Here is a 23,866-nt window from a genome sequence, read left to right on the forward strand (position 1 = left end):
CGACGTGATTCGTGCGTCGCCGGATCGTTTTCTCCGATGTGAATTCCCTCCTATTCCAGGCCGGTCCGCTCTGCGATGCTTGCCCGCCGTCCCGGACGACGGCCGATCCAGGGCACCGCAGAGAAATTCGGATGGCTTCATGACACCCACCACACAGCACCCCAGGCCCACCGACGCCGCGCACCTGCGGGACCCGCGATGACCGCCCAGGAGAACCTCGGCGGCGAGGTGGAGCAGCTGCTGCGCACCTTCGAGGCGGCACTGGCCGAGACCGACCTGCTCGGCAGGCACGCCGACCCCGACGAAGAACCTCCGCAGCTCCGCGAGCTGCGGGACCAGGTGGTGCGGCAGGTCCAGGACGTGCCGGCCGACCAGCTGCCGCGCGAGCGGTGCCAGAACTGCGACGGCGAGCGCGAGGTCTCGGCCGTGCACGTGCGGCGCAGCGAGCAGACCGCTCCTCCCGAGGTCGTCACCGCGCAGCGGCTGTGCCCCAACTGCTGGGGAACCGGGCTCTCGCTCCGGCACACCGACCAGCCGCCGCAGCTACACGAGTAGTTCGCCGATGCCGAGGAACCCGTTCTCGGCACCGGGGTTCGCGCTGGTCAGCTCGATCCGAAGCCGGTCGGTCGTCACGGGTTCGAAGGTGATGCGGGTGGTGGCGGCGGGATCACCGCTCCGCCCGCGCACCGGGACGAAGTGCGAGCCGTCCCAGTAGCGCACCTCGATCGACGCGGGCACCGCGTGCGCCGCGTCGACGGTGAAGGTCAGCTCGGCGGCGTCGACCTGGCGAGGTTCGGGCCAGGCGATCGACACCCAGTCCCGCGCGTGCGCTGCGCTGATGGCGGGCAGCAGGCCGGTGGCCTCCTTCACGTAGTGGTTCGACCAGCCGGTCGACGGGTCGCCGTCGATCATGGCGGCGGGCAGGGCGTCGGCCGAACCGGAATAGCTCGCGTCCGCGGTCGTCTCGGCCGGGCGTGCGGGAACCGCCATCGTCACCCGCACGTCCGCACCGGCGGGAACGATCGCCAACGCCTTGCCGCCGAAGGCCTTCCGCGCCGCCGAGCCGTAGTTCTCCGCGCTGTCCTGCTTGCCGTTGTCGGTGCCGAGCACCTGCCCGCCGGTGGCGGTGAAGGTCAGCTCGTGCTCCGCCGAGGGCACCAGCACGCCGTCGGCGTCGACGACCTCGGCGGTCACGAACGACAGCGCACCGACGTCCTCCCTGCTCAACCGGACGTCCGCCGCGGCTCCAGCGGTGCGCAGCACGTCGCGCGCGACCTCCGCGCCGTCCCGCTTGGCCACCGCCACCAGCTCACCCGGCTCGAACGGCACCTCCCAGGTCAGGTGCAGCTTGCCCGCGCTGCCGTTCGGGCTGGTGTAGCTGCCGGGGAACGGACCGTCGGTGACCGTCTTGTCGTCACCCGTCGGCTCGGTGGTCTCCAGGTACTCGCGGCCGTCGGTGGTGGTCTTGCGGTCGAAGCTCTTCTCCCCCAGCGACCGCCCGTTGAGCAGCAGTTCCACGGTCGGCGCGTTGCTGTGGGTCCACACCGCCACCGGCTCGCCCGGCCGGTGATCCGTCCAGTTCATCGGCACCAGGTGCACCATCGGCTCGCGGGTCCACTGGCTGCGGAACAGGTGGTACTGGTCCTTGGCGAAACCGGCGGTGTCGACCGCGCCGAAGAACGACGTCTTGACCGGGAAGACGTCCGAGTACGGCGTGGGTTCGCCGATGTAGTCGATGCCCGACCACAGGAACTGGCCGGCGAAGAACGCCCGGTCCCGGTCCTTCTTCAACCCGTACTCGCCGCTGTAGGTCCACGAGGACAGGTTGTTGTCGTAGGAGGACGTCCCGCGCTTGCCGGGCGTGTGGTTCTCGCCGGTGTTGAGCTGCTGCGGGCTGTCGTAGACGCCGCGCGTGGAGGTCTCCGACGACGACTCGGACTCGAAGAGGAACACCTGCGGGTACTTCGCGTGCAGCTCGTCGACCGAGGAGGCGTTGTTGTAGTTGAGCCCCACGCCGTCGAGCATCCGCAGGATCTCGTCCTGCGGTGATCCGTCGGCGGGGACGCTGCGGTGCTTGTCCGAGCCGATGACCACCGGTCTCGTCGGGTCCAGCGCCCGCACCCGGTCGACCAGGCGCCTGGCGATGGGAACCCCGACCGGTGAGGTGGAATCGGGGATCTCGTTGCCGATCGACCACATGATCACGGCCGGGCAGTTCTTCGCCGCTTCGACCATCTCGGTCAGGTCGGCGTCGCTGTGCTCGTCGAAGAAGCGGTGGTAGTCGTGGTCGGTCTTGCCGGTGCGCCAGCAGTCGAACGCCTCGACCTGCAGCAGCACCCCCTCCCGCTCGGCCGCGCGCAGCAGCTGCGGCGAGGGCGGGTTGTGCGAGGTGCGGACCGCGTTGACGCCCATGCTCCGCACGATCCGGAGTTGCCGGACGATCGCGTCGTAGCTGGTGGCGGCACCGAGCGCGCCGAGGTCGTGGTGCAGGTTGACGCCCTGGAGCTTCATCGGCTCGCCGTTGAGCGAGAACCCGCGCTCGGGGTCGAAGGCGAACCAACGGATGCCGAACGGGGTGCCGGTGCTGTCGACCGCGCTTCCGCCTGCGGACAGCGAGACCTCGGCCGTGTGCAGTGCCGGGGACGCCACCGACCACAGCTGCGGATCGTCCACCCGGAGGTCGAGGCCGAAGGTGCGCGGTTGAGGTGCGAGGTCGACCGGTGTGGTGGCGCGGGCGACCTCGGCGCCCTCGGGGTCGCGCAGCACCACGGTCAGGTCCGCTCGCGTCGCGCCGCTTTCGGCGACGGCGGTGGCCTCGACGTGCACGGTGGCGTGGGCGGGCAGCGACTCGGCGAGACCCGGTGTGGTGACGGTGATGCCGTGCCGCAGGACGTGCACCGGATCGGTGACGACCAGGTGGACGTCGCGGTAGATGCCGCTGCCGGAGTACCAGCGGCTGCTGGGGATCTGGTTGCGCGCCTTGACCAGCAGCTCGTTCTCGCCGTCGGTGCGGGCGAGTTCGGTGAGGTCGATCGCGAAACCCGTGTAACCGTACGGATGAGCACCGACCCGCCGGCCGTTGAAGATGATCTCTGAGTCCATGTACACGCCGTCGAACTCGACGGAGATCTTCTTGCCGGCGGTCTCCGGCGGCAGCGCGAACCTCTTGCGGTACCAGCCGAGCCCGCCGGGCAGGAATCCCGTTCCGCCGGTGGTGAACTCGTCGTCGACCGGGTCGAGCTCGATGCTCCAGTCGTGCGGCAGCTCGACGGCGCGCCAGGACGGGTCGTCCGGCGCAGGTACCGGCGCGTCGTCGCCCGTGGTGTTGAGCAGCGAGAACCGCCAGTCACCGCCGAAGTCGACGCTGCGCTGCGAGCCGGGTTCCGCGACCGCGCGCGGGGCTCCGCCGAGCACCACGGGCGCGGTGGTCGCGGCTGCTGCCAGCGCGATCATCTGCCGTCGAGTGAGCACGAAATCAAACGTCATCGAACGCCCCTCATGTTGATTTCACCGCTGATTCAACACGACCGAACGGGATGTTTCGCCCTCGGAACAGCGATGTCAACGCGGCCGATCGGGTGCTCGCGAGCGGAAAATCGGTGGCGGGCTCGCGGTCTCCGGTGTCATGGTTCTCGCGTGGTTGTGGACCATTTCGGCGAGGACGTCGCGGCGGAGTACGACTCCGACGAGACGGGCATGTTCTCCCCCGCGGTACTCGGGCCCGCGGTGGAGTTCCTCGCCGAGCTCGCCGGTGCCGATGCCGCGCTGGAGCTCGGCATCGGCACCGGACGGGTGGCCCTGCCGCTGAGCGCCCGCGGCGTCCCGGTGCACGGCATCGACCTGTCGGAGGCGATGCTGGCGCGCCTGCGCGCGAAACCGGGCAGCGAGCGGATCGGCGTCACGGCAGGTGATTTCGCGCGCGCCAGGGCTCCCGGCGAGTGCGGCCTGGTGTACCTGGTGTTCAACACGATCAACAACCTCACCACGCAGGACGAGCAGGTCGACTGCTTCCGCAACGCCGCGCGGCACCTGGCGCCGGGCGGTCACTTCGTGATCGAGGTCGGCGTCCCGGCCCTGCAGAAGCTGCCGTTCGGCGAGAGCCACGTGCCCTTCGACCTCGGCGCCGACCACGTCGGCATCGACGAGTACGACGTGGTGGACCAAGGCCTGATCTCGCACCACTTCTGGAAGCGCGACGGCCGGTGGCACCTCGATTCGATGCCGTTCCGCTACGTCTGGCCCGCCGAGCTCGACCTGATGGCCCGGCTGGCGGGGATGCGCCTGGTGCAGCGCTGGGCGGACTGGGAGCGCAGCCCGTTCACCAGCACCAGCGGCGCGCACGTCTCGGTGTGGCGCAAGGAGTCGGGGTGAAAATCATTGGGACTGCCGCGATCGGCTATTAATAGTCTACAGTGGATGATCGACGTCTCGCCTCGGCTCTGGTAGGAAGCGCGCATGCGCTTCTACGCCGAACGCCCGATCCGCTTGGTGGCACAGGTGTTGCTCGACGCCCTCGCGATCGCCTGGGTCGCCGGGTTCTGCCGGCTCGCCGGGCTCGCGAAGTCCGCGGTGCTGGAGTTGCAGGCACCCGGGCATCGCATGATCGAGGCGGGCGGCGAACTCCGGAGCACCTTCGCCGACGCGGCCGGCACCGCCGCGGGAGTCCCGTTCGTGGGCGACGACCTGGCCGGCGCGCTGGGACGCGGCGGATCGGCCGGGGACGTGCTCGTCGACGCGGGCGTGCGGCTGCTGGAGGCGGTCGGGCTGGCGGCCACCGGCGTCGCGGTCGTGATCGTGGCGTTCTCGCTGATCCCGGTCCTGGCGGTGTGGTTGCCGCGCCGGATCCGCTACGCCCGGGCGGCCGGGCAGGCCGTGGCGATGCGCGCCCAGGGCACCGACCTGCTGGCGCTGCGGGCGCTGACCGAGCTGCCGCACCGCAGGCTCAAGCGGATCGGCACCGAACCCGCGGCGGCGTGGCGCGCGGGCGACGCCGAGGCCATCGCGCAGCTGGCCGGGATGCGTCTGGCCTCGCTGGGGTTGCGCGTCAGCTGACCGCGCCGGAGCGGTCCACGAGACCGAGCCGCAGGTGTTCGCTGTGGTAGACCGCCTCGTCGAGCAGCTGGGCGACGTGGTTGTCGTAGAGGCTGTAGACGATGCTGCGCCCCGAGCGGGCGCCGACGACCAGGCCGAGGTTGCGCAGCAGCCGCAGCTGGTGGGACACCGCGGACTGCTCCATGCCGACGGCTTCGGCGAGCTCGGTGACCGGGCGCGGCCCCTGCCGCAGCTCGGTGAGGATCAGCAGCCGGCTCGGCGTGGCCAGCGCCTGCAGCGTGTTCGCCACGTGCGCGGCCGACTCCGCGTCGAGTCTGGTCGCCTCCCGATCCACTCCGTGTCCCATGCGCAGCAGTCTAGACCCGCATTTGCATGAACGCATGTTCATGTGTTCTGCTGTGCGGGTCTAGCTCAGCTCTGCGGAGGTTCCACCGTGGCCACGTCCACCACTGCTCCCCCACGCCTCGCGCCACCGGCGCGGACGCGGCTGTTCGCGCTGCCCGAGATGCGCTGGGCAGCCGCCGCGCTCGGCCTGTTCCTGGCCGGGCTCGGCCTGCAGCTGGCCGGCGCCCCGGCGTGGTCCTGGTGGGCGCTGTACCTGGCCTGCTACGTCACCGGCGGGTGGGAACCCGGGCTGGCCGGGCTGCAGGCGCTGCGGGAGAAGACCCTCGACGTCGACCTGCTGATGGTGCTGGCCGCGATCGGCGCGGCCTCCATCGGCGAGATCACCGATGGCGCGCTGCTCATCGTCATCTTCGCCACCTCGGGCGCGCTGGAGGCGCTGGCCACCGCGCGCACCGAGGACTCCGTGCGCGGGCTGCTCAACCTCGCCCCCGACACCGCCACGGTCGTCACAGCCGACGGCGTCGAGCAGGTGCGCCCGGCCGCCGAGCTGGAGGTCGGCGACGAGGTGCTGATCAGGCCCGGCGAGCGCGTGCCCGCCGACGGCACGGTGCTGTCCGGTGCCAGCGACGTCGACCAGGCGACCATCACCGGTGAGCCGCTGCCGGTGGACGTCTCGGCCGGATCCGAGGTCTTCGCGGGCACCCTCAACGGCACCGGCTCGCTGCGCGTGTGGGTGAGCCGCCGCGCGGAGGACTCCGTGGTCGCGCGCATCGCGGCGCTGGTCGAGGAAGCCGGCCAGACGAAGGCGCGCACCCAGCTGTTCATCGAGAAGGTCGAGCAGCGGTACTCGATCGGCATGGTCGCCGCGACCGTGGCGCTGTTCACGATCCCCCTGCTGTTCGGCTCCGACCTGCGCGAATCGCTGCTGCGGGCGATGACGTTCATGATCGTCGCCTCGCCGTGCGCGGTGGGGCTGGCGACGATGCCGCCGCTGCTGGCCGCGATCGCCAACGCCGGCCGCCACGGCGTGCTGGTCAAGTCCGCGGTGGTGATGGAGCGGCTGGGCACGACCACGAAGGTCGCCTTCGACAAGACCGGCACGCTCACCCGCGGAACCCCGGAGGTCGCTGAGGTGCGGGTGCTCGACGACGCGTGGAGCCGCGACGAGCTGCTGCGCGTGGCCGCCGCGGCCGAACGCCCCAGCGAGCACCCGCTGGCCACCGCCGTGGTGCGCGCCGCCGAACGGGAGGAGCTGTCGCTGCCCCCGGCCGACGACTTCGCCGCGCTGCCCGGTCGCGGAGTCACCGCCCGGGTCGAGGGCCACCGCGTCGAGATCGGTGCCGCGCCTGCGGAGTTCGAGGTGCAGCCGGGGCACACGCCGGTGCTCGTGCGGCGCGACGGTGAGCCGATCGGGCTGCTGGCGATCACCGACCAGCCGCGTCCGGAGGCCCCCGAGGCGGTGGCGGCCACTCGCCGCCTGACCAGCGACCCGGTCCTGCTCACCGGCGACACCGCGGCCGGAGCGGGCGAGCTCGCCGCGCACGTCGGCATCAGCGACGTGCGGGCCGGTCTGCTCCCGGAGCAGAAGCTCGACGAGGTGAACGCGATGCAGTCGGCAGGTCACCGGGTGGCGTTCGTCGGCGACGGCATCAACGACGCCCCCGCCATGGCCACCGCCCACGCCGGGATCGCCATGGGCGGCGCGGCCTCCGACCTCACCCTGCAGACCGCCGACACGATCATCGTCCGCGACGACCTCCACGCGATCCCGGCGGTCATCGACCTCTCCCGGCGAGCCCGTCGCGTCGTCACCGCCAACCTGGTCATCGCGGGCACGTTCATCGCGGTCCTCGCCACGTGGGACCTCGTCGGCCACCTCCCCCTCCCCCTCGGCGTCGCAGGCCACGAGGGCTCCACGGTCCTGGTCGCCCTCAACGGCCTGCGCCTCCTCCGCAAGAAGGCCTGGAAGACCCGGTAACGCCACCGCCCACCGGACCCCGAACAACCCGGCCCACCGAACCCCGTGCCCCCGGAAGCGATCAGCACCCCCGCCCCGGGCCAACCCGGAATACCGCAGTAATCAGGCACCCGAATACCGCCGTAATCCGACGCTCCCGGGTGGGTCGACGGCTCCCCACCGCCGACCCACCCGGGAGTGTCGGGTTTTCGGTCCCGGTGGTCTCGTCCCGTCCCCAGCAGGGTTCCCGATTTCAGTGGAAATCCTCCGTCGGATCTCAGTGGAAATCGGAACCCGGACTTCCACTGAAATCCGGGACGTTGGGCGACCACCTCGCGCCTGGCCGCGTCCCATCAACCCCGCCCCCGGGATCCGGGGACGGGGTTGGCGTCGTGGTCCGGTGGTACGGGCGGGCAGAGCGGGTCTTCGGTGTCGACGGACCCGGATTACCGCCGTAATCGGGAGCCGGATTACGGCCGTATTCGGGGCCCGGATTACGGCCGTATTCCGGGTTGGATTGCGGTGGTGGGGCGGGTTTGAGGCGGGACTGGGCGTTGGGGGACGTTGCCGGTTGGGGTCGTGGAGGGAGCCTTCGACGTCTTGGGGTTCTCGTTACAGGTCGAGGGTGAGGTTCGTTCGGGCTCTGGAGACGCAGGGTGTGATGTGGGTGGGGTGTTCGGAGGGCTGCAGGTAGAGGTCGCCGTGGACGGGGTCGCCCGCGGTGTAGGGGGTGACGCATTCTCCGCAGACGCCCTTGCGGCAGCGGTTCGGGACGTCGATGTCCGCTGATCGCAGTGCCTCCAGGAGGGTTTCGCCCTCCCCGACCTGGAGGGTCGTGCCGGTGCGGCGCAGGTGGGCGGTGAAGGGTTCGCCGGTGGCCGGGGAGGCTCCGAAGTGCTCCACGTGGATGCGGGTGGGTGGCCAGCCGGCGCCGCGGGCCCGGGTCGTGACCTCGTCCATGAACGGCTTCGGGCCGCAGACGTAGAGGTGCGTGCCCAGGGGCTGGTCGGTGAGGTCGAGGGTGCGCCAGAACTCGTCCCGCGACCCGCTGATGTGGCCGTGCAGGTCGTCGGCGTGGGCGGCGTCGCGGGAGACGTAGTGCACCTCGACGGAGCGCTGCCAGGCCTGGGCGGCTCGGAAGTGCGAGAGGATCGGCGTGATGCCGATCCCGGCGGCGACGAGCAGGTGGTGGCGGGCGGTGTGCACCGGCGCGAAACCGCTCCGGGGATGCTCGGTTTCGACGACGTCCCCCGGACGCAGCCGGTGCATCCAGCGCGAACCACCGGAGCCGAGGCGGACCGAGATCTCGTAGTGCTCCGGCCGGAACCCGTCGCCGGTGAGCGAGTAGGAGTTCCAGCGCGGCCGCCCCCGCTCGTCGGCGCCGCACAGCACGTCGAGGTGACTGCCGGGCGTGTACGAACGCAGCTCGCCCACCAGCCGGATCCGACGCACGCCGTCGGCGATGCTCCGGGTGTCGGCGACGGTGAGCCGGTTCATCGGCGCAACCACGCGAGCAGCTCGGGACGGATCTCGCCGTAGCCCTTGTAGTCGGCCATCTCGTCGGGCAGTTCGGCGAGCACGGCCGCGAACTGCTCGCGCCAGGCCGGGACCAGCACCAGCTCCCGCATCGGAAGCAGGTGGGTGCGGATCAGGAACATGATCGAACCCGACATCGGCAGCCGGATCAGGTGCTGGACCTCCACCCGCAGGTGCAGGTCGTCGCCGATGTCGGACAGCCGGCCGCGCTCGGCGCCCCACTCGTCGTAGGTCTCCAGCGAGGCGTCCAGCCGGTGTCCGACGGTCGAGCTCCAGTTCAGCCGCCGGTAGCAATCGCCCGGCTGCGTGCCGAGCAGGAACCGCTCGGCTCGCGGGATCGCGCCGTCGGCGAAGTCCCGCGGAACGGGGCCGTGCAGTTCGGTGAACGACATCCCGAGCACGAACCGGATCGACCAGTTCGACGCGAAGGTCACCACCCCGGCATCGGCGAACAGCCGTCCCTCGCGCTCGTCGAGCAGCACGATGTCGTCGGGCACCTGGGAGGCCGCGAACCGCAGCGGCGGCTCGCCCAGCGAGTCCTCGTCGCCGAAGCGGAACCGCCGCGCAACACCGAGTCTCGCGTTCTCCCAGTGGAATGCGCGGTCACCGCAGGAGTTCAGCGCCATCGCCGGGTCGGTGGCGGCGGCTTCGGAGAGCACGTGCAGCAGCGCGTCCCAGGACGCCGCCCGCATGTGCCCGAGCTCCACGTGCCGACCCGGGTCGCGGGCGAGGATCGCCGCGCGCTCGGCGAGTTCGGGCTCGTAGGCCTCGTTGAAGTCCAGGACCGCGCCACCCCACTCGCCGGCCGCCGTCCGGTGGACGCGGGGCGCGGGTTCGACGTTGACGCTGTAGCGGTAGCGGTCGCCCTCCAGCGGCCACGGGAACCGCCGGACTCGTGCTGGCAGGATCACCGGAACGCCTCCACGTCGGCGCGAAAACCCAGGTACGAACCGCGGAACCGGGACACGTGGGAGTAGATGTGCAGCAGCTGACCGCACCCGCCGCAGGCCGTGCGCTCCCCCGCCGACGCCGTCACCTCGGTGTCGGCGGCGCAGTGCGCGCAGTGCACCACCACCCGCTCCCGGCTGGTGACCTGGCAGCGGATCTCCTCGTCCACGGCACCGGCCGAGAGCGCCTGCGAGCGCAGCGCCAGCACGTCGGCTTCGGGTCCGGCCAGCATCAATCGCCACCCGACCCGCGCCTCCCGCAGCTGCGCGGCCAGGGCTTCGGCGGCGGACGCGACGTCGTCCGCCCGCGACGTCCACACTGGACGGTCGATCGAGCGGACCCAGCCGCGGGTGATCTCCCGCGCCTCGTCGCCGATCCCGAGGACCGCGAAGCACCGGCCCGACGGGTCGACCTCGACCCGCTCCGGCCACGCGGGCAGGCTGGTGCGCGCACCGGCCGCCATCCGCTCGTCGGTCATCGCACCCCCTCCCCCGAGTACACAAAGGCCGGGCGCGGGTGTCAATTACGCCCGGCCCAGGTCACGGCATCACTGCACGGCCCAGTACCCGAACGACTTGTAGTCCGGGGACGGGCCGAACGAGGTCAGCGCGGCCAGGCGGACGGTCAGCTCGCTGCTGGTCACCAGGTGCGCCGGGATCGTGATGACGGTTTCCGACCAGCCCTTCGTCTCCGGCTTGAGCCAGTGCTTGCCGAGGTCGGTACCGTCGACCAGCACCCGCACGTCCCGCGCTCCGGTGTACAAGCCGGGCTTGGGACCGGCGGAGTCGTGCCGGGCGATGAGCCGGACCTCCTCGCCGGGGACCAGGTTGCGCAGCGTGAACTCCTCCTCGCCGACGATGTGCCTGGCGCTGTCGACGACCTCGCGTCCACCGGTTTCGAGCGTGCGGGCCTCGGTGAGCGGCTGGAAGCCCGCTCGCGAGGTGTGCACCTCGTGGTCGTGGTCGGCCTCCGAGGTCATCGACCCGACGTTGACGTGGTCGCGGATGGTGCCGCGGAACGGCCGCATCGGCACGTCACCGGTGTCGATCAGGCTCCAGTCGGCCTTGTACACCGTCATCACCGGCAGCGAGAGCACAGGCGCTCCCAGGACGCCGGCGTCGGCGAGGTGTTCCAGCTGCACACCGTTGGGCATGCGGTCGTAGATGGCGATGTAGTCGGGGCGGTCGTCGGGCGACATCGCGCGCAGTTCCTCGTAGAGCGCGCCCATGCCGTGCAGCGCGGGCTTGGCGAGGCCGTTGGTCGTCAGTCCCACGAGGTCCACCGTCGGGTGTCCGCCCAGGTAGGCGGCGGCGCCGACGTCGTGCACGCCCAGCCGCGCGCCCTCCGGCAGGTTGCCCTTGGTCCAGGCGGCCAGGGCGACGACGCGCTCCCGGATGCCACCGGAGTCCTGCACGACGTTGTGCACCCAGGTCGGCACCGACAGGGCTGTGAACAGCCCGGCCACCGCCAGCAGCGCCACCGGGGCCTTGTCGCCCAGCCGCAGCCGCTTGCCGACCTCGACCAAGCCGATGACGGCGGCGAGCACGAACAGCGGCAGGAACGGCTGCAGGTAGCGGACCTGCTGCCACAGCGCGGTTCCCATCGTGGAGATCGCGCCGAGCGCCAGCAGCGTTCCGATGCCGATCGTCCAGCCGACCCACCGCCGCGTCCCGCCGTCACGGACCAGCACGGCCACGCCGAGCGCGGCCAGCAGCAGCGCGCCGGGGAAGGCGAAGTCCTGCCGGTTGAGCCCGGCGAGGATCTCCATGAACGCCGAGAAGTTGTCGGCGGTCTTGCCCGCGAGCTCGCCGAGGCTCAGGTTCGGCATGCTCATGTGCGACTTGGCCTGCGAGCCGTTCGGCGAGGAGTGCCCGGTGGTGACCAGGTAGAACAGCAGCTGCGCGGCGATCACGGCGAACGGCAGCGCGCACCAGGCGACCGAGGCGATCCGGGTGGCGAGGTTCCGGCCGCGTCGCGCGCTGAGGGCCATCATCAGCGGCGGCACCAGCAGCAGGAACACCAGGGCTTCCAGCCGGCACAGCGCGGCCAGCGACACCAGCACCGGGGTGAACCGGAAGGTCCCGCTCGGCGCCTCGCGGACCAGCATCAGCAGCGTCGCGACCAGCAGCAACGAGGTGATCGAGACCTCCATGCCGCTGGAGGCCCCCCACAGCAGCGGCCCGCTGAGCGCGACGAGCACGCCCGCCCACACCCCCGCGACGGGTCCGGCGACGCGTCGGCCCAGCAGCACCACGCCACCGGCGGTGAGCGCGTGGCAGACCACGCCGAACAGGACGGCGGCGGGCATCAGCAGTCCGCCGTGCATCCCGAGGAAGTGCAGCGCGCCCAGCACCACCACGTAGAGCAGGCTGCTGGCGCCGGTGCTGATCGGGTCGCCGTCGTTGTACCGCAGGAACTCGCCCTGCCCGATCTGCTTGCCGTACTGGAGGTGGATGTAGGTGTCGTCCAGCGGCGGGATGTAGTGGCCGCCGTTGTAGTGGACGTTCACCAGCACGAAGCTCAACCCGGCCAGCAGCGCCAGCAGCGGCACCGCCCACAGGGCGGTCCGGTCCGCGCGCCACCGCGGCGCGGGGATGTTCCCCCGTCGTGTCGGCTCGGATAACTCAGGTTCGACGAGGTCGTTCGTCACGCTCAACCCAACGGGTCCTTCCAGGAAAGTGTTTCGCGCCCTGCGCACCGGTCGGCGGGCCCGCGTGATCGACTATAGATGGGCGTTTTGGCCCGATTCACGGGGACATCCGGTCCGCTCAGCGCTCGGTGCTCGACGTCCAGGTGTCGACGGCGGCGACGAGGCTTTCCGCCCAGGCGCGCAGGATTCGGCGGCCTTCGGATCCGCTGGCGCCGCGCGGGTCGCCGAGGACGCCGTTGTCGCTGACCGCGGCGGTGCCACCCTCGCGAAGCCGGCCGATCAGCTCGTGCAGCGGTTCGGTGTTGCCGGGTTCGGCCCGTTCCCGGTGGACGGTGTGCGGCCGGAGGGCGAGCATCGCGGAGGTTTCGGTGCGTCCGGCGTGGCTGTCGTCGGCCGGTCCGGTCGGCGACCAGGCCAGCACCCGGCGGCCTTCGGAACGCAGCGTGCGCACCGCGTTGCGCACCGCAGCGGCGTTGCCGCCGTGGCAGGAGACGAGCACCACCCCGGCGAAGGCGTCGGCCGAGCGGCCGAGCTCGGTGAGCAGCAGTTCGGTGGCGGCCTGCCCGATGGACAGGGTGCCGGGGAACGCGGCGTGCTCCCCGCTGGAGCCGTAGGCCACGGCGGGCGCGACCACGACGGGCCGCTGCTCGGCGAGGCGATCGCACAGCGCGACGGCGATGTCGGTGTCCACCGTGCACGGCAGGTGCGGGCCGTGCTGCTCGGTGGCGCCGACGGGGACGGCCAGCAGCCGGGGTTCGCGCAGCTCGGGCCAGGTGCTCTCGCCGAGGTTCACGCCGAGTCCCCGTTGACCGGCACGCTGCTGCGCCCGCCCCGGTCGGTGAGCACCGGCCGCAGCGCGATCGTGCTGCGCTCGCGCAGCGCCCCGCGCAGCACGCCGCAGCCGTAGGCGGCGTCGTCGGCGAGGCGGGCGAGGGTGTGCCGGATCGGGTCGAGCTCGCCCTTCTCGGCGAGGTGGCGAGCGGCGACGAGGGCCAGCACGACGCGTCCGCGCCGGGTGAGCAGCAGCGGCGGGATCGCCAGCGGCGCCCAGGACCGCCCGATGGCGTCGCCGAGAAGCCTCGCCGCACCCAGGTTCCCGTGCGCGGCGAGCTTGATCGACTCATTAGCGGGGATGCCGAGCGCGCCGAGCTTGCGGGCGAGCAGGACGGCCGCCGCACCGGTGACGGCCAGCGCGAGCCTGGGTCGACCGAGGCCGATGAGCAGCCAGGTCAGCACGCTCCACAGTGAGATCCGCACGGGTGCGACGTGCTCGCCGTGGCGCCGTCCGAGCGGCCCGGCCGAGCAACCGTAGCCGTAGCGCTGCCGCAGCAGGGCGGGCCAGCTGGGACGCGGGGCGTGTTCGACGATCGCGGCGGGTTCGTAGCGGGCCTGGTGTCGGGCGGTGAGCCGCCACACGAGGTCGACGTCCTCGCCGAAGCGCATGGTCTCGTCGAAACCCCCTAGTTCGGCGAGGGTTTCGGTGCGCATCAGCAGCGCGGCGGTGGGGACGTAGCTGATGCGGCTGCCGGGCAGCACGGGTCCGGGTCGAGCGCCGAGGTCCAGCGGTGAGCGGGTCCGCTCGTAGCGCTCCAGCGCCGAACCACCCGCAACGCTGCGCACTCTCGGCGCCACCGCGGCCACCTCGGGTGCTGCGAAGTGGCGCAGCAGCGGGTCCAGCCAGCCGGCCCGCGGGAGGGTGTCGGCGTCGAGGAAGGCCACCAGCGGCGTCGTGACCAGCCGCCAGCCGGCGTTGCGGGCCGCGGCCGGGCCGCGTGCGGTGTCGTGGCGGACGGTGGCGCCGGGGATCGGCGTCGGGGAGCCGTCGTCGACGACGATGACGCGCAGGCCCTCCAGCGCCGCGAGCAGCGCGGTGGGTTTCTCGCCGCGGACGGGGATGACGACCGTGACGTCATCGGGCCCCAGGTTCGCCGCGTCGTGCTCGGGGTGCACCAGACCCGTGCGGACGAGCCGGTCCGCCAGCGATCTCCCACCGGTCACGGGTTTTCCCGCGAGCCAGTCGTCGAGGAGTGCGCCGCCGCGCGCGGTCAGCCGCATGATGCGGTACGGGGACCCGCCCGCGACGGTCCGCCCGTCATCCCAGCGCTGCAGGCTCGGATCGGCCACCAGTCTCACGTCGTGAAGCCTCCGTCCGCGTGGACGACGGTGCCGGTGATCGCCGAGGCGCGTTCGTCGCAGAGCCAGCACACGGCGGCGGCGACCTCCTCGGGTTCCAGCAGTCGTTCGACGACCTGGTGCCCGGCGAACTGCTCCACGTCGTCGAGGTCGTAGTAGGTGGCGGTGGCGGTGAGCATGTCGGTGCGTGTCGAGCCGGGCGACACCGCGGTGGCGTTGATGCCGGTTCCGCGCAGGTCGGTGGCCAATCCGCGGATCAGCCCGACCACCGCGTGCTTGGCCGCGTTGTACCCGGCCAGGTGGTAGAGGCCCCGGTGCGCGGCGGCCGAGGCCAGCGCGACGAACCGCCCGGCGCGGGGTTCGGGGCGGCGCAGCATCGCCGGGACCGCGGCGCGGGCGAGGTTGGACACGCCCCGGACGTCGATGTCGAAGAGCAGGTCCAGCTCGATGTCGGTGGTCTCCCACAGCGGCGATCCACCGGCCATCACCGCCGCCGCGGCGACGGCGGCGTCGAGCCCGCCGAACTCGGCCTCGGCGACCTGGACGGCTTCGGTCAGCGCGGCGGCGTCGCGGACGTCGGCGACCACCTCGCGCACCGACTCCGGGTGCTCGTCGGCAAGTCGGCGCAGCTCATCGCGGGTGCCGAGCGGGTAGGCCACGCCGGGCAGGTCGGCGCACACGTCGAGCGCGACGACCCGCCAGCCCTGATCGGCGAGTTGCCGCACGACCGCGGCCCCCACTCCCCTGGCGGCTCCGGTGACGATCGCGACCCGGTTCACGGCCGCACCCCGTATCCACGGCGCCGCAGGTAGGCCAGCAGCTCGTCGGCGGCTTCGGCCGCGCTCAGCGGGCCGACGACGGTCGGCGGGGTGCGCTCGACCAGCGCTCCGGTCAGCTCCAGCACCCGGTGGTGAGCGCTGTCCCCGCTGGGTGCGGGGTGTTCGCGGGCTCGCGGGCGCCGGGGCCGGGCGCTGACGACGTCGGCGCGGGCGGGAGCCGCGGTCCACGGCAGGAGTTCGATCTCGGCGTCCTGCGCGGCCAGCACGGCGGGCAGCGCGGCGCGGCGAAGCCGCAGCCCGCCTTCGACGGAGACCACGGCGGGACTGGGCAGGCGCAGGATCTCGCGGGCGCCCCGGTCGAGACGTCGGTGGGCCAGCAGCCGGTCGCCGTCGAGTTCGAGGTCGACGGCACCGAGCGCCTGGGCGGCACCCAGGTGCGCGGCGAGCAACGCCGGGGTGGCGCCGGTTCCGCCGTCGGTGGACCGATCGCCGCAGAGCACCAGGTCGGGCGTCTCCGGCAGGGCGGCGACCAGGGCTGCGGCGGTGGCTCCGTTGTGCGCCAGGGAATTCGGGTCCAGCGGTGTGTCGAGGTCGACGCGGGTGGCGCGGTCCGCTCCGGCCGCCAGCGCCTCGCGCAGCCCCTCCTCCGCTTCCGCAGGACCGGCGGTGATGGCGTGGACCTGCCCGCCGGTGAGCTCGGCGAGGCGCAGCGCGTGTTCCAGCGCGGCGTGTTCGGCCGCGCTCTCGCCCCGGTGCCCGGAGCCCAGGGCGCCGGTGAGCGGGTCGACCTCGACCCGCTGCCAGGATCGGCTCAGTGCCACGGCGATGCGCATGTCCTCAGCCCTCCCGGAACACGACGCCGTGACCGCCGTCGGGGTAGGTCCAGCTGATGGCTCCGGCGTTGTTGCAGATCTGGTAGCACGTGCCGCACTCGAAGCACTGCTCGTAGTTGAACAGGATGCCGCCGTCACCGGTGGGCACGAACAGCTTCGCAGGGCAGGCGGACACGCACGCCTGGGTGGTGCAGGACCGGCAGATGTCGGTGTCGACGGTGATGTGCGCCCGCTCGCCGACGTCGAAGTCCACGGTGTCCATCCGGTCCTCGAACGAGATGCCTCGGTACATGGTCGCTTCTCCTCAGCCGAAGGTGCGCAGTCCGGTCCAGGCGTCCGCGGCCAGCTTCCGCAGGCGGACGCCGTGACGGGCGGCGGTGGAGCGGAACAGCGCGCCCAGGCCGGGTTTCGGTGTCGGGTTGCTGACGGTGAACACGCCCTGGGCGAAGTCGCACAGCAGTTTCGGGTACTGCTGCTGCACCCGGTCCGACAGCACCAGGCCGGGCGCGCGTTGCAGCCGCTCGTGGTCGGCGAGCACGAAGTTGCCCTTGAGGCGTTCGCGGTAGCCGTCGAGCCCGCCACCGTTCTCGACGGACTCGGCTGCGGTACGCCCGGCGGCGAGACCGGATCCGATGGCGAAGTTGACGCCCTCCAGCCAGATCCCGGCCGCCAGGCACATCGCGGCGGCATCCCCGGTCACGAGCATCCCCGGCGCGGACAGCGGCGGCATGCTCCGGTACCCGCCTTCCGGGATGAGGTGCGCGGAGTACTCCTTGAGCTCCGCGCCGCGCAGGTAGGGGGCGATCGCCGGGTGCGCCTTGAGGTCGGCGAGCACCTCCTCCGGCCGCCTGCCCGAGGCGGCGAGCCCGGTGAGCGAGAGGACGACGCCGACGCTGACGGTGTCGCGGTTGGTGTAGAGGAACCCGCCGCCGGGGATGCCCCCTGTGCAGCCGAGGATCTCGAAGTCCGCGCCGTGGTCGCCGGTGAGCGCGAAGCGCTCCTCGATGGATTTCCGCGGCAGCGCCAGTGTTTCCTTGACGCCGAGCGTCTGGTGCTCCGGATCGGTCCGGGGCAGCAGTCCGGCCTGCTTGGCGAGGAACGAGTTGACGCCGTCGGCGGCGATGACCACGCGCGCCCGGATGTCGCCGTCGGGGCGGTCGGTGCGCACCCCGACGATCCGGCCGTCCTCGCGGATCACGTCGGTGGCCACGGTGGAGGTGACCAGCCGCGCTCCGGCGTCGACGGCCTTGCCCGCCAGCCACGAGTCGAAGTCGGCGCGGAAGGTCGTCATGCCGTTGTAGGGGGCGCTGCCCCAGTCCTCGGTGCGGAAGTCGACGGTGAGCGCCTGGTGACCGGTGAGCATCATGGTGCTGCGGCGGGTCACCCAGCGCTGCACCGGCACTTCGCGCCACCACTCGGGCAGCACCTCGTCGAGCACCCGGCCGTAGACGACGCCGCCGTAGACGTTCTTGGATCCGGGGAACGGCCCGCGTTCGAGCAGGATGACGCTGCGCCCGGCTCGGGCGAGTTCCAGTGCGGCGGCCGATCCGGCGGGACCGGCGCCGACCACGACGGCGTCGACTTCAGGCATCTCGTCTCCGGCGGTCGAGTTCGCGCAGGACTTCGGGGGCGTCGGCGATGATGCCGAGGTCGGCCATCGCGGTCATCGGGCAGGACGGGTCGGTGTTGATGCTGACCACGTGCTCGGGTCGTCCCAGGCCACCGGTGTGCTGCGCGGCGCCGGAGATGCCGAGGGCGATGTAGAGCTTGGGGTCGACGACGACGCCGGTGGTGCCGATCTGCCGGTCGTGCCCGGCCCAGCCGGCGTCGGTGACCACGCGGGTCGCTCCGGCGGAGGCGCCGAGCCACGCGGCGACCTCGGTCAGCGTCCGCATCACGGCGGTGCCGTCCTCGCCTCGCCGCACCAGACCGGCTCCGCCGCCGAGGATGCGGTCGGCTTCGGTGAGCTCGACGGTCTCCGGTTCGGGTGCGCGGACCTCGACCGGTTCGGCGTCGAGCACCTCAGCGGGCGTGACGTCGACGGTCACGGGCTCCGGCGGCTCGATCGGGCGGCCGATGCCGCGCACTCCGGGGGTCAGCGTCACCACCACGGGCCCGGTGAAGCGGACCCGGATCTCCAGGGAGTCGTCCGCTCGGGACAGATCGGCGGTGTCGGTGCCGCAGCGGATCGCTCCGGCGTGCAGCGTCCTGCCGGTGCCGAACGCCAGCCGGGGCGCGAGGTCGCGCCCGTCGGGCGAGGCGGGCAGCAGCACGATCCGCACGCCGTCGAGCAGCGGCCCCAGCGTCGCGGCCAGCGAACCGGGCCCGACCTGCGCGGATTCGACGGTCCACGTGCTGCGGGCGGTGCGGAGCTCCTTGGCGGCGCGGGCGGTTCCGGTGCCGGCGAGCAGCACCGCTCCCCCCGTCTCGGCGACGGTCTCGTCGGCCCCGCCCGGCAGCGCGCCGTCGCGGACGACGACCACGGCCAGCACCTCGGGCAGCGCGTTCACAGCTCCACCGCCACTCGATGTCCCTCGATCACCGCGGCGTGCGCGCGACGCGGTGCCAGGCAGTCGCCCGCGCGGTGCACCGGGAACGGCGCGTCGCGCAGCTCGTGCCACAACTCGTCGACCGGGCTCTGGTGCACCGCGCACACCACCCAGTCGACGGTGTGCTCGCCCATCTCACCGGTGGTGTGCTTGAGGATCTGCAGCGACACCCGCTCGCCATCGGCGGACGCGGCCATGACGACCTCATCGGTGCGCTGCCCGATCCCCTTGGCGTGCGCGCGGATGGTGAAGGTCTCCATGTCCAGCGTGACGCCGAGGTCCTGGCAGACGACCATGCCCGGGGTGCTGATCTGCACTCGGCACCCCCGGTCGGCCAGCAGTTCGGCGACCGAGGCGGCCTGGTGGAAGCCGAGCTCGTCGACGATCAGCACGTCGCCCTCGGGCGCGGCGTCGCCTGCGAGCACGTCGCGGACGTCGACCACGCGCGCCAGATCGCCCGCCCACCAAGGCGATTGCGGTCTGGCTCCGGTGGCCAGCACGACCGCATCCGGGCGCTCCTCGCGGAGCAGCCGCGCGGTGGCCTCGGTCCCGGTCTTGATGTCCACGCCGTGGCGCTGGCACTCGGCGCGCAGGTTCCGCACCACGTCGAGGAATTCGGCCCGTCCCGGAACGCTCGCCGCCTGCGCGACCTGCCCGCCCGTCTCGGCCTCTCGCTCGAAGAGCGTCACGTGGTGGCCGCGTTCGGCGGCCGTGGATGCGGCCTGCAAACCGGCCGGTCCGCCCCCGACGACCAGCACGCGGCTGCGCCTGCGCGGCATCGGCAGCGCGATCGATTCCTTTCCGGTGCGCGGGTTCTCGATGCAGCCGAGCCAGCGGTTGAGGCCCATCCGGCCGACGCACTCCTGGTTGCAGGACAGGCAGGTCCGGATGTCGGTGGCGTGCCCCGACCGGGCCTTGGCCGCGAAGTCCGCGTCGGCGATCTGGCCGCGCACCACGCCCACCAGGTCGCAGTGGCCCTCCTCCAGCGCCCGTTCGGCCTGCAGCGGGTCCTTGATGCGGCCGACGCCGACGACCGGCAGGTCCACGGCCTGGCGGATGGCGTTGGAGATGAACAGCGCGTACCCCGGCGGGATCGCCATCGACGCCTCGATCATGTACAGCGTCGAGGTGGCCACGCCGATCGAGGTGTTGATGTAGTCGACCTCGCCGGTGGCCTCGACCATCTTGGCGACCTCGACGGCCTCGTCGATGGTGGTGCCGCCCTCGATCAGCTCGTCGCCGCAGATCCGCACGCCCAGCGCCCGGTCGGGGCCGAGCGATTCGCGGACCGCGTCGATGATCTCCAGCAGGATGCGGGCCCGGTTGGCCAGCGATCCGCCGTAGTCGTCGGTGCGCTTGTTGGTGGCCGGGGACAGGAATCCGCGCACGATCGACGAGTGCGAGCACTGCAGCTCCACGCCGTCGAACCCGCCTTCGGCGCAGTTCGCGGCCACGGTGCCGTACCCGGCGACGACCTCGGCGATCTCGCGGGTGTCGATGGCCTTGGGCACTTCGCGGAACATCGGGTCGGGCACCGCCGAGGGCGCCCACACCGGCAGCCGCGAGTACATCGACGACGCCTGCCCGCCGTTGTGGTTGAGCTGCGCGAAGATCGGCGTGCCGTGGGCGTGCACGGCCTCGGTGATGCGGCGGTACCCGGAGATCACCGACGGGTCGAAGCCGTGGATGAGCTTCTCGTACGGCCAGTCGGTGGGGTGGGTCGAGTGCTCCTCGGTGATCACCAGACCGGCACCGCCCTCGGCGCGCGCCGCGTAGTAGGCGGCGTGCTGCTCGGTGGGGTGACCGTCGCGCGCGTAGTTGGTCAGGTGCGCGGAGAACACGATGCGGTTGGGCACCGTCACCGGCCCCAGCCGCAGCGGGGAGAACAGGTAGCGGGTCATCGCAGACCTCCCGCCGCTCGACGGCCTTCCAGGATCGCCTCGTGCACGGTGCGGGGTGCGACGCAGTCGCCGATCCGCACGCCGTCGAGCCGCTGGTCCGGCAGCCGGTGTCCGCAGTGGACGACGGTGGCGGCCGGGCGCTGGCGGGTTTCGGCGGTGTGGACGTCCTCCAGGACGACGTGATCGGCCCGCACCTCGCGCAGCCGGGACCGCTTCTCCAACGACACCCCGGCCCACTGCAGGCGCGCGTTGGCGTCGGCGAGGTCTCCGGTGAGCGCGAGCTGCGTGCCCACGACCTGGTCCTGCGTCACGATCGCGGTCTCCACGCCCCGGCCCGCCAGCAGTTCGGCCACGCCGACGCCGACGAAGTCCCCGACGGGATCGTGCACCACCACCGGCCCCTCGGGCGTCTCACCGCTGAGCGCCTCGACCACGTCGAGCACCACGCCCCCGTCGACCTTGAAACCCCAGGGCCCCGGCACGGACCCGGTCGCCACCACGACCTCGCGACCGGTCACGTCCTCCGGTCCGGCCTCGACCCCGAGCCGCACCCGGACACCGAGCCGCCGCACCTCCGCCTCCAACCACTCGACGAGCCGCGCCACACGCCCCCGACCGGCGACCTCGGCCGCAACCCGCACCATCCCGCCCACCCGGTCCTCGCGCTCGACGACCTCCACGCTGCGACCCCGCAGGGCCAATACCCGAGCGGCCTCCAACCCCGCAGGCCCACCCCCGACCACCAGCACGGACTCCCGCCCCACCCCCGAACCGACCCGACCTCCACCAGTACCCCCACAACGGATTTCACTAGAAATCAGACCACCGACTTCAGTGGAAATCTGGGGGTGGGTTTTGGTGGGGGTCTGGGGATCGTCGGTCTCGTGGCCGGCTGAGGGGTTGACGATGCAGGTGACGATGGGGTTGCGGTTGTCGCGGACGTTGCACTTCTGGTTGCACAGCACGCAGGGGCGGACCGTCGCGCCGGCGCGGACCTCGGTGACGAGGTCGGGATCGGCGATCTGCGCCCGGGTCATCTCGACCAGGTCCGCCACGCCGTCGTCGAGGGCTCGCTGGGCCTGCTCGGGGTCGACGACGCTGCCTTGCAGCACGACCGGGGTTCCCCCGGCGGCAACGCGGATCCCCGTGCAGAGGTCGATGTTGAAGCCCGGCTCGGTGTGCAGGTCGGGGCGGGTGGCCGAGGTGCCCATCGCTGAGCCCCGGACGACCGCCAGGTAGTCGACCGCGTCGCGGACGGACTCGACGACGCCGACCGCGGCCTCCGGCGTGATGCCGGCCCACGGCGCGAGCTCGTCGCAGGACAGCCGCAGTCCGACCACGCCCTCCCCGACCGACTCGCGCACGGCGGCGAGGACCTCGCGCAGCAAGCGGGTGCGGTCGGTGCCGTAGTCGTCGGTGCGCTGGTTGGTCAGCCCGGACAGGAACTGCCGCAGCAGCGAGAACTGCCCGGCGTTGAGCTCGACCCCGTGCAGCCCGCTGCGCATCGCCTCGCGCGCCGCCGAGGCGAAACTCGCCACCAGCGCATCGATCTCGGCCTGCTCCAGCTCCACGGGCATCTCGCGGCTGGCGACGTCGGGCACCCGCGAGGGTGCCCACAGCACGGACTGCGAGAACGCCGAGGAACCCTGCGACCCGGAGTGCCCGAGCCCGGCGAGCACGACTGTCCCGTGCGGACGGCACGCCTCGGCCACGGCGGCCCAGCCCGGCCCGCAGCGCGAGGCCAGCGGAGCGCGTTCGTAGGGCCAGTCCGAGTCGTGCGCGCTCGCGATCTCGGTGACCAGCACACCGGCTCCACCGGCGGCGCGCGCCGCGTAGTAGCCGACGTGCCGGTCCGAGATGTCCCGATCACGACCGAGGTTGGTCTCGTGCGGTCCGAACAGGACCCGAGACGGTGCCGTGCTCCGGCCGAGCAGGACCGGGTCGACGAGCCTCACAACCCGCTCACCAGCGGAGACGAGTCGCACGGCTTCGCGGGGACGGCGGGCATGCCGAGCCCGACCTTGCGCCGCGAGGAGCGCGAGTGGTCCTGCGTCGCCTTGGGCAGCTCGTTCTTGTCCACGATGGACAGCGCGGACCGCCCGTGCCCCTGCACGCACTCGGGGTCGGGCCCGTCGAGCGGGAGCCCGGTGAAGAACTTCGCCGCCATGCAGCCGCCCTGGCAGGCGTCGTAGTGCGAGCACGACGCGCACGCCCCCGCCGACTGCGGTTGCCGGAGGTCGTTGAACAGCTCCGATTCCCGCCACACGCGGGCGAAACCGCCTTCCTCGCGGACGTTTCCGCCCTTGAACACGTCGTGGATGGCGAACGGGCACGCGTAGACGTCACCGACCGGGTCGATCAGGCACACCACGCGGCCCGCGCCGCACAGGTTCAGCCCCGGCAGCGGGGTCGATCCCAGCGCGTTGAGGTGGAAGAACGAGTCACCGGTGAGCACCTGGTCGCCGCGGGCGACCAGCCAGTCGTAGATCTGCCGCTGCTGCGCGTCGGTGGGGTGCAGCTCGTCCCACACGTCGGCGCCGCGTCCGGACGGCCGCAGCCGGGTGATGCGCAGCTGCGCGCCGAACCGGTCGGCGATGACCTTGAAGTCGTCGAGCTGGTCGACGTTCTGGCTGGTCATCACGACCGAGATCTTGAAATCGCGCATGCCCGCGTCGGAGAGGTTCTGCAGCGCGGTCATCGCCATGTCGAACGATCCGGGTCCGCGCACCGCGTCGTTGACCTCGCGGGTCGCGCCGTCGAGGGAGATCTGCACGTCGACGTAGTCGGTGGCGGCCAGGCGGCGTGCGCGTTCGGCGTCGATGCGCAGCCCGTTGGTGGAGAACTTGACCCCGACCTGGTGGTCGATGGCGTAGTCGAGGAGTTCCCAGAAGTCCGGGCGCACGGTGGGTTCACCGCCGCCGACGTTGACGTAGAAGACCTGCATGCGTTGCAGCTCGTCGATGACCGCCTTCATCTCTGCGGTGGAGAGCTCGTTCGGGTCGCGCCGCCCGGAGGAGGACAGGCAGTGCTCGCAGGCCAGGTTGCAGGCGTAGGTCCACTCCCACGTCAGGCAGATCGGGGCGTCGAGTCCGCCCTTGAACTGCTCCACGAGCGCGGGAACCGGTGCTGTGGTGGTCATTGCAGGCTCACTTCCAACGGGACTTCGTCGTCGACATTGGGTGG

Annotated in this window: 20 protein-coding genes; 4 read left to right on the plus strand and 16 right to left on the minus strand. The window is 72.0% G+C overall.

Features of this window, described 5'->3' with window-relative positions:
• Positions 1–198 precede the first annotated feature (198 nt).
• Positions 199–555, plus strand: a complete 357-nt coding sequence (locus KBO27_RS20620; protein ID WP_210971539.1) for a hypothetical protein — start codon at positions 199–201, stop codon at positions 553–555.
• Here the strand turns inward: KBO27_RS20620 and KBO27_RS20625 are convergent.
• The gene (locus tag KBO27_RS20625) at positions 544–3,486 is read right to left on the minus strand and encodes a glycoside hydrolase family 2 TIM barrel-domain containing protein (protein ID WP_210971540.1); all 2,943 of its coding nucleotides are present in this window, start codon (positions 3,484–3,486) and stop codon (positions 544–546) included. The two genes, KBO27_RS20620 and KBO27_RS20625, sit on opposite strands and share 12 nt — an antisense overlap.
• Positions 3,487–3,696: 210 nt before the next feature.
• Here KBO27_RS20625 and KBO27_RS20630 point away from each other — a divergent pair, with 210 nt between their 5' ends.
• Positions 3,697–4,371 carry a class I SAM-dependent DNA methyltransferase gene (locus KBO27_RS20630; protein WP_246537715.1) on the plus strand — a complete coding sequence of 225 codons (675 nt, stop codon included), beginning with the start codon at positions 3,697–3,699 and terminating at the stop codon, positions 4,369–4,371.
• Between the two features lie 84 nt (positions 4,372–4,455).
• Positions 4,456–5,052 carry a hypothetical protein gene (locus KBO27_RS20635; RefSeq protein WP_210971542.1) on the plus strand — a complete coding sequence of 199 codons (597 nt, stop codon included), beginning with the start codon at positions 4,456–4,458 and terminating at the stop codon, positions 5,050–5,052.
• Here KBO27_RS20635 and KBO27_RS20640 read toward each other — a convergent pair.
• Entirely contained in the window at positions 5,045–5,398 is a 354-nt protein-coding gene (locus tag KBO27_RS20640) for an ArsR/SmtB family transcription factor (protein WP_132625730.1), read from the minus strand. The genes KBO27_RS20635 and KBO27_RS20640 overlap by 8 nt on opposite strands.
• A gap of 159 nt (positions 5,399–5,557) precedes the next feature.
• On the opposite strand from KBO27_RS20640, the gene KBO27_RS20645 reads away from it, so the two are divergent.
• Positions 5,558–7,375, plus strand: a complete 1,818-nt coding sequence (locus KBO27_RS20645; RefSeq protein WP_210971733.1) for a heavy metal translocating P-type ATPase — start codon at positions 5,558–5,560, stop codon at positions 7,373–7,375.
• Between the two features lie 591 nt (positions 7,376–7,966).
• On the opposite strand, the gene KBO27_RS20650 is transcribed toward KBO27_RS20645, so the two are convergent.
• From KBO27_RS20650 to mftC, 14 genes are all read right to left on the minus strand, one after another.
• Positions 7,967–8,851: a PDR/VanB family oxidoreductase gene (locus tag KBO27_RS20650; RefSeq protein WP_210971543.1), complete on the minus strand. Its 885-nt coding sequence runs from the start codon at positions 8,849–8,851 to the stop codon at positions 7,967–7,969.
• Entirely contained in the window at positions 8,848–9,801 is a 954-nt protein-coding gene (locus KBO27_RS20655) for a heme-dependent oxidative N-demethylase family protein (protein ID WP_210971544.1), read from the minus strand. The genes KBO27_RS20650 and KBO27_RS20655 overlap by 4 nt, the downstream gene beginning before the upstream one ends.
• Entirely contained in the window at positions 9,798–10,316 is a 519-nt protein-coding gene (locus KBO27_RS20660) for a dimethylamine monooxygenase subunit DmmA family protein (RefSeq protein WP_210971545.1), read from the minus strand. The genes KBO27_RS20655 and KBO27_RS20660 overlap by 4 nt, the downstream gene beginning before the upstream one ends.
• Before the next feature lie 69 nt (positions 10,317–10,385).
• A complete protein-coding gene (locus tag KBO27_RS20665) occupies positions 10,386–12,488 on the minus strand; it encodes a DUF8728 domain-containing protein (protein ID WP_503454124.1) in 2,103 nt (700 codons plus the stop codon).
• 118 nt (positions 12,489–12,606) lie between these two features.
• Positions 12,607–13,281: a mycofactocin biosynthesis peptidyl-dipeptidase MftE gene (mftE, locus tag KBO27_RS20670; protein WP_210971547.1), complete on the minus strand. Its 675-nt coding sequence runs from the start codon at positions 13,279–13,281 to the stop codon at positions 12,607–12,609.
• Positions 13,278–14,621 (minus strand): mycofactocin biosynthesis glycosyltransferase MftF, encoded by a 1,344-nt coding sequence (gene mftF / locus KBO27_RS20675; RefSeq protein ID WP_210971548.1) that lies wholly within the window; start codon positions 14,619–14,621, stop codon positions 13,278–13,280. Before mftF ends, mftE begins: the two co-directional genes overlap by 4 nt.
• Complete coding sequence (locus KBO27_RS20680) at positions 14,618–15,400, minus strand: mycofactocin-coupled SDR family oxidoreductase (protein WP_210971549.1); 783 nt, start codon at positions 15,398–15,400, stop codon at positions 14,618–14,620. The genes mftF and KBO27_RS20680 overlap by 4 nt, the downstream gene beginning before the upstream one ends.
• On the minus strand, positions 15,397–16,233 hold the full coding sequence (locus KBO27_RS20685; RefSeq protein WP_210971550.1) for a mycofactocin-associated electron transfer flavoprotein beta subunit: 837 nt from the start codon (positions 16,231–16,233) through the stop codon (positions 15,397–15,399). The genes KBO27_RS20680 and KBO27_RS20685 overlap by 4 nt, the downstream gene beginning before the upstream one ends.
• A gap of 4 nt (positions 16,234–16,237) precedes the next feature.
• Positions 16,238–16,525 (minus strand): ferredoxin family protein, encoded by a 288-nt coding sequence (locus KBO27_RS20690; RefSeq protein ID WP_210971551.1) that lies wholly within the window; start codon positions 16,523–16,525, stop codon positions 16,238–16,240.
• A 12-nt stretch (positions 16,526–16,537) separates the two neighbouring features.
• A complete protein-coding gene (locus KBO27_RS20695) occupies positions 16,538–17,824 on the minus strand; it encodes an FAD-dependent oxidoreductase (protein ID WP_210971552.1) in 1,287 nt (428 codons plus the stop codon).
• Entirely contained in the window at positions 17,817–18,743 is a 927-nt protein-coding gene (locus KBO27_RS20700) for a mycofactocin-associated electron transfer flavoprotein alpha subunit (protein WP_210971553.1), read from the minus strand. Before KBO27_RS20700 ends, KBO27_RS20695 begins: the two co-directional genes overlap by 8 nt.
• Entirely contained in the window at positions 18,740–20,683 is a 1,944-nt protein-coding gene (locus KBO27_RS20705) for a mycofactocin system FadH/OYE family oxidoreductase 2 (protein ID WP_210971554.1), read from the minus strand. The genes KBO27_RS20700 and KBO27_RS20705 overlap by 4 nt, the downstream gene beginning before the upstream one ends.
• Complete coding sequence (locus KBO27_RS34650; protein WP_210971555.1) at positions 20,680–22,638, minus strand: oxidoreductase; 1,959 nt, start codon at positions 22,636–22,638, stop codon at positions 20,680–20,682. Before KBO27_RS34650 ends, KBO27_RS20705 begins: the two co-directional genes overlap by 4 nt.
• The gene (mftC, locus tag KBO27_RS20715; protein WP_210971556.1) at positions 22,635–23,822 is read right to left on the minus strand and encodes a mycofactocin radical SAM maturase; all 1,188 of its coding nucleotides are present in this window, start codon (positions 23,820–23,822) and stop codon (positions 22,635–22,637) included. The genes KBO27_RS34650 and mftC overlap by 4 nt, the downstream gene beginning before the upstream one ends.
• Positions 23,823–23,866 lie beyond the last annotated feature (44 nt).

Source organism: Saccharopolyspora endophytica, from assembly GCF_018070075.1.
Taxonomy (GTDB): domain Bacteria; phylum Actinomycetota; class Actinomycetes; order Mycobacteriales; family Pseudonocardiaceae; genus Saccharopolyspora; species Saccharopolyspora endophytica.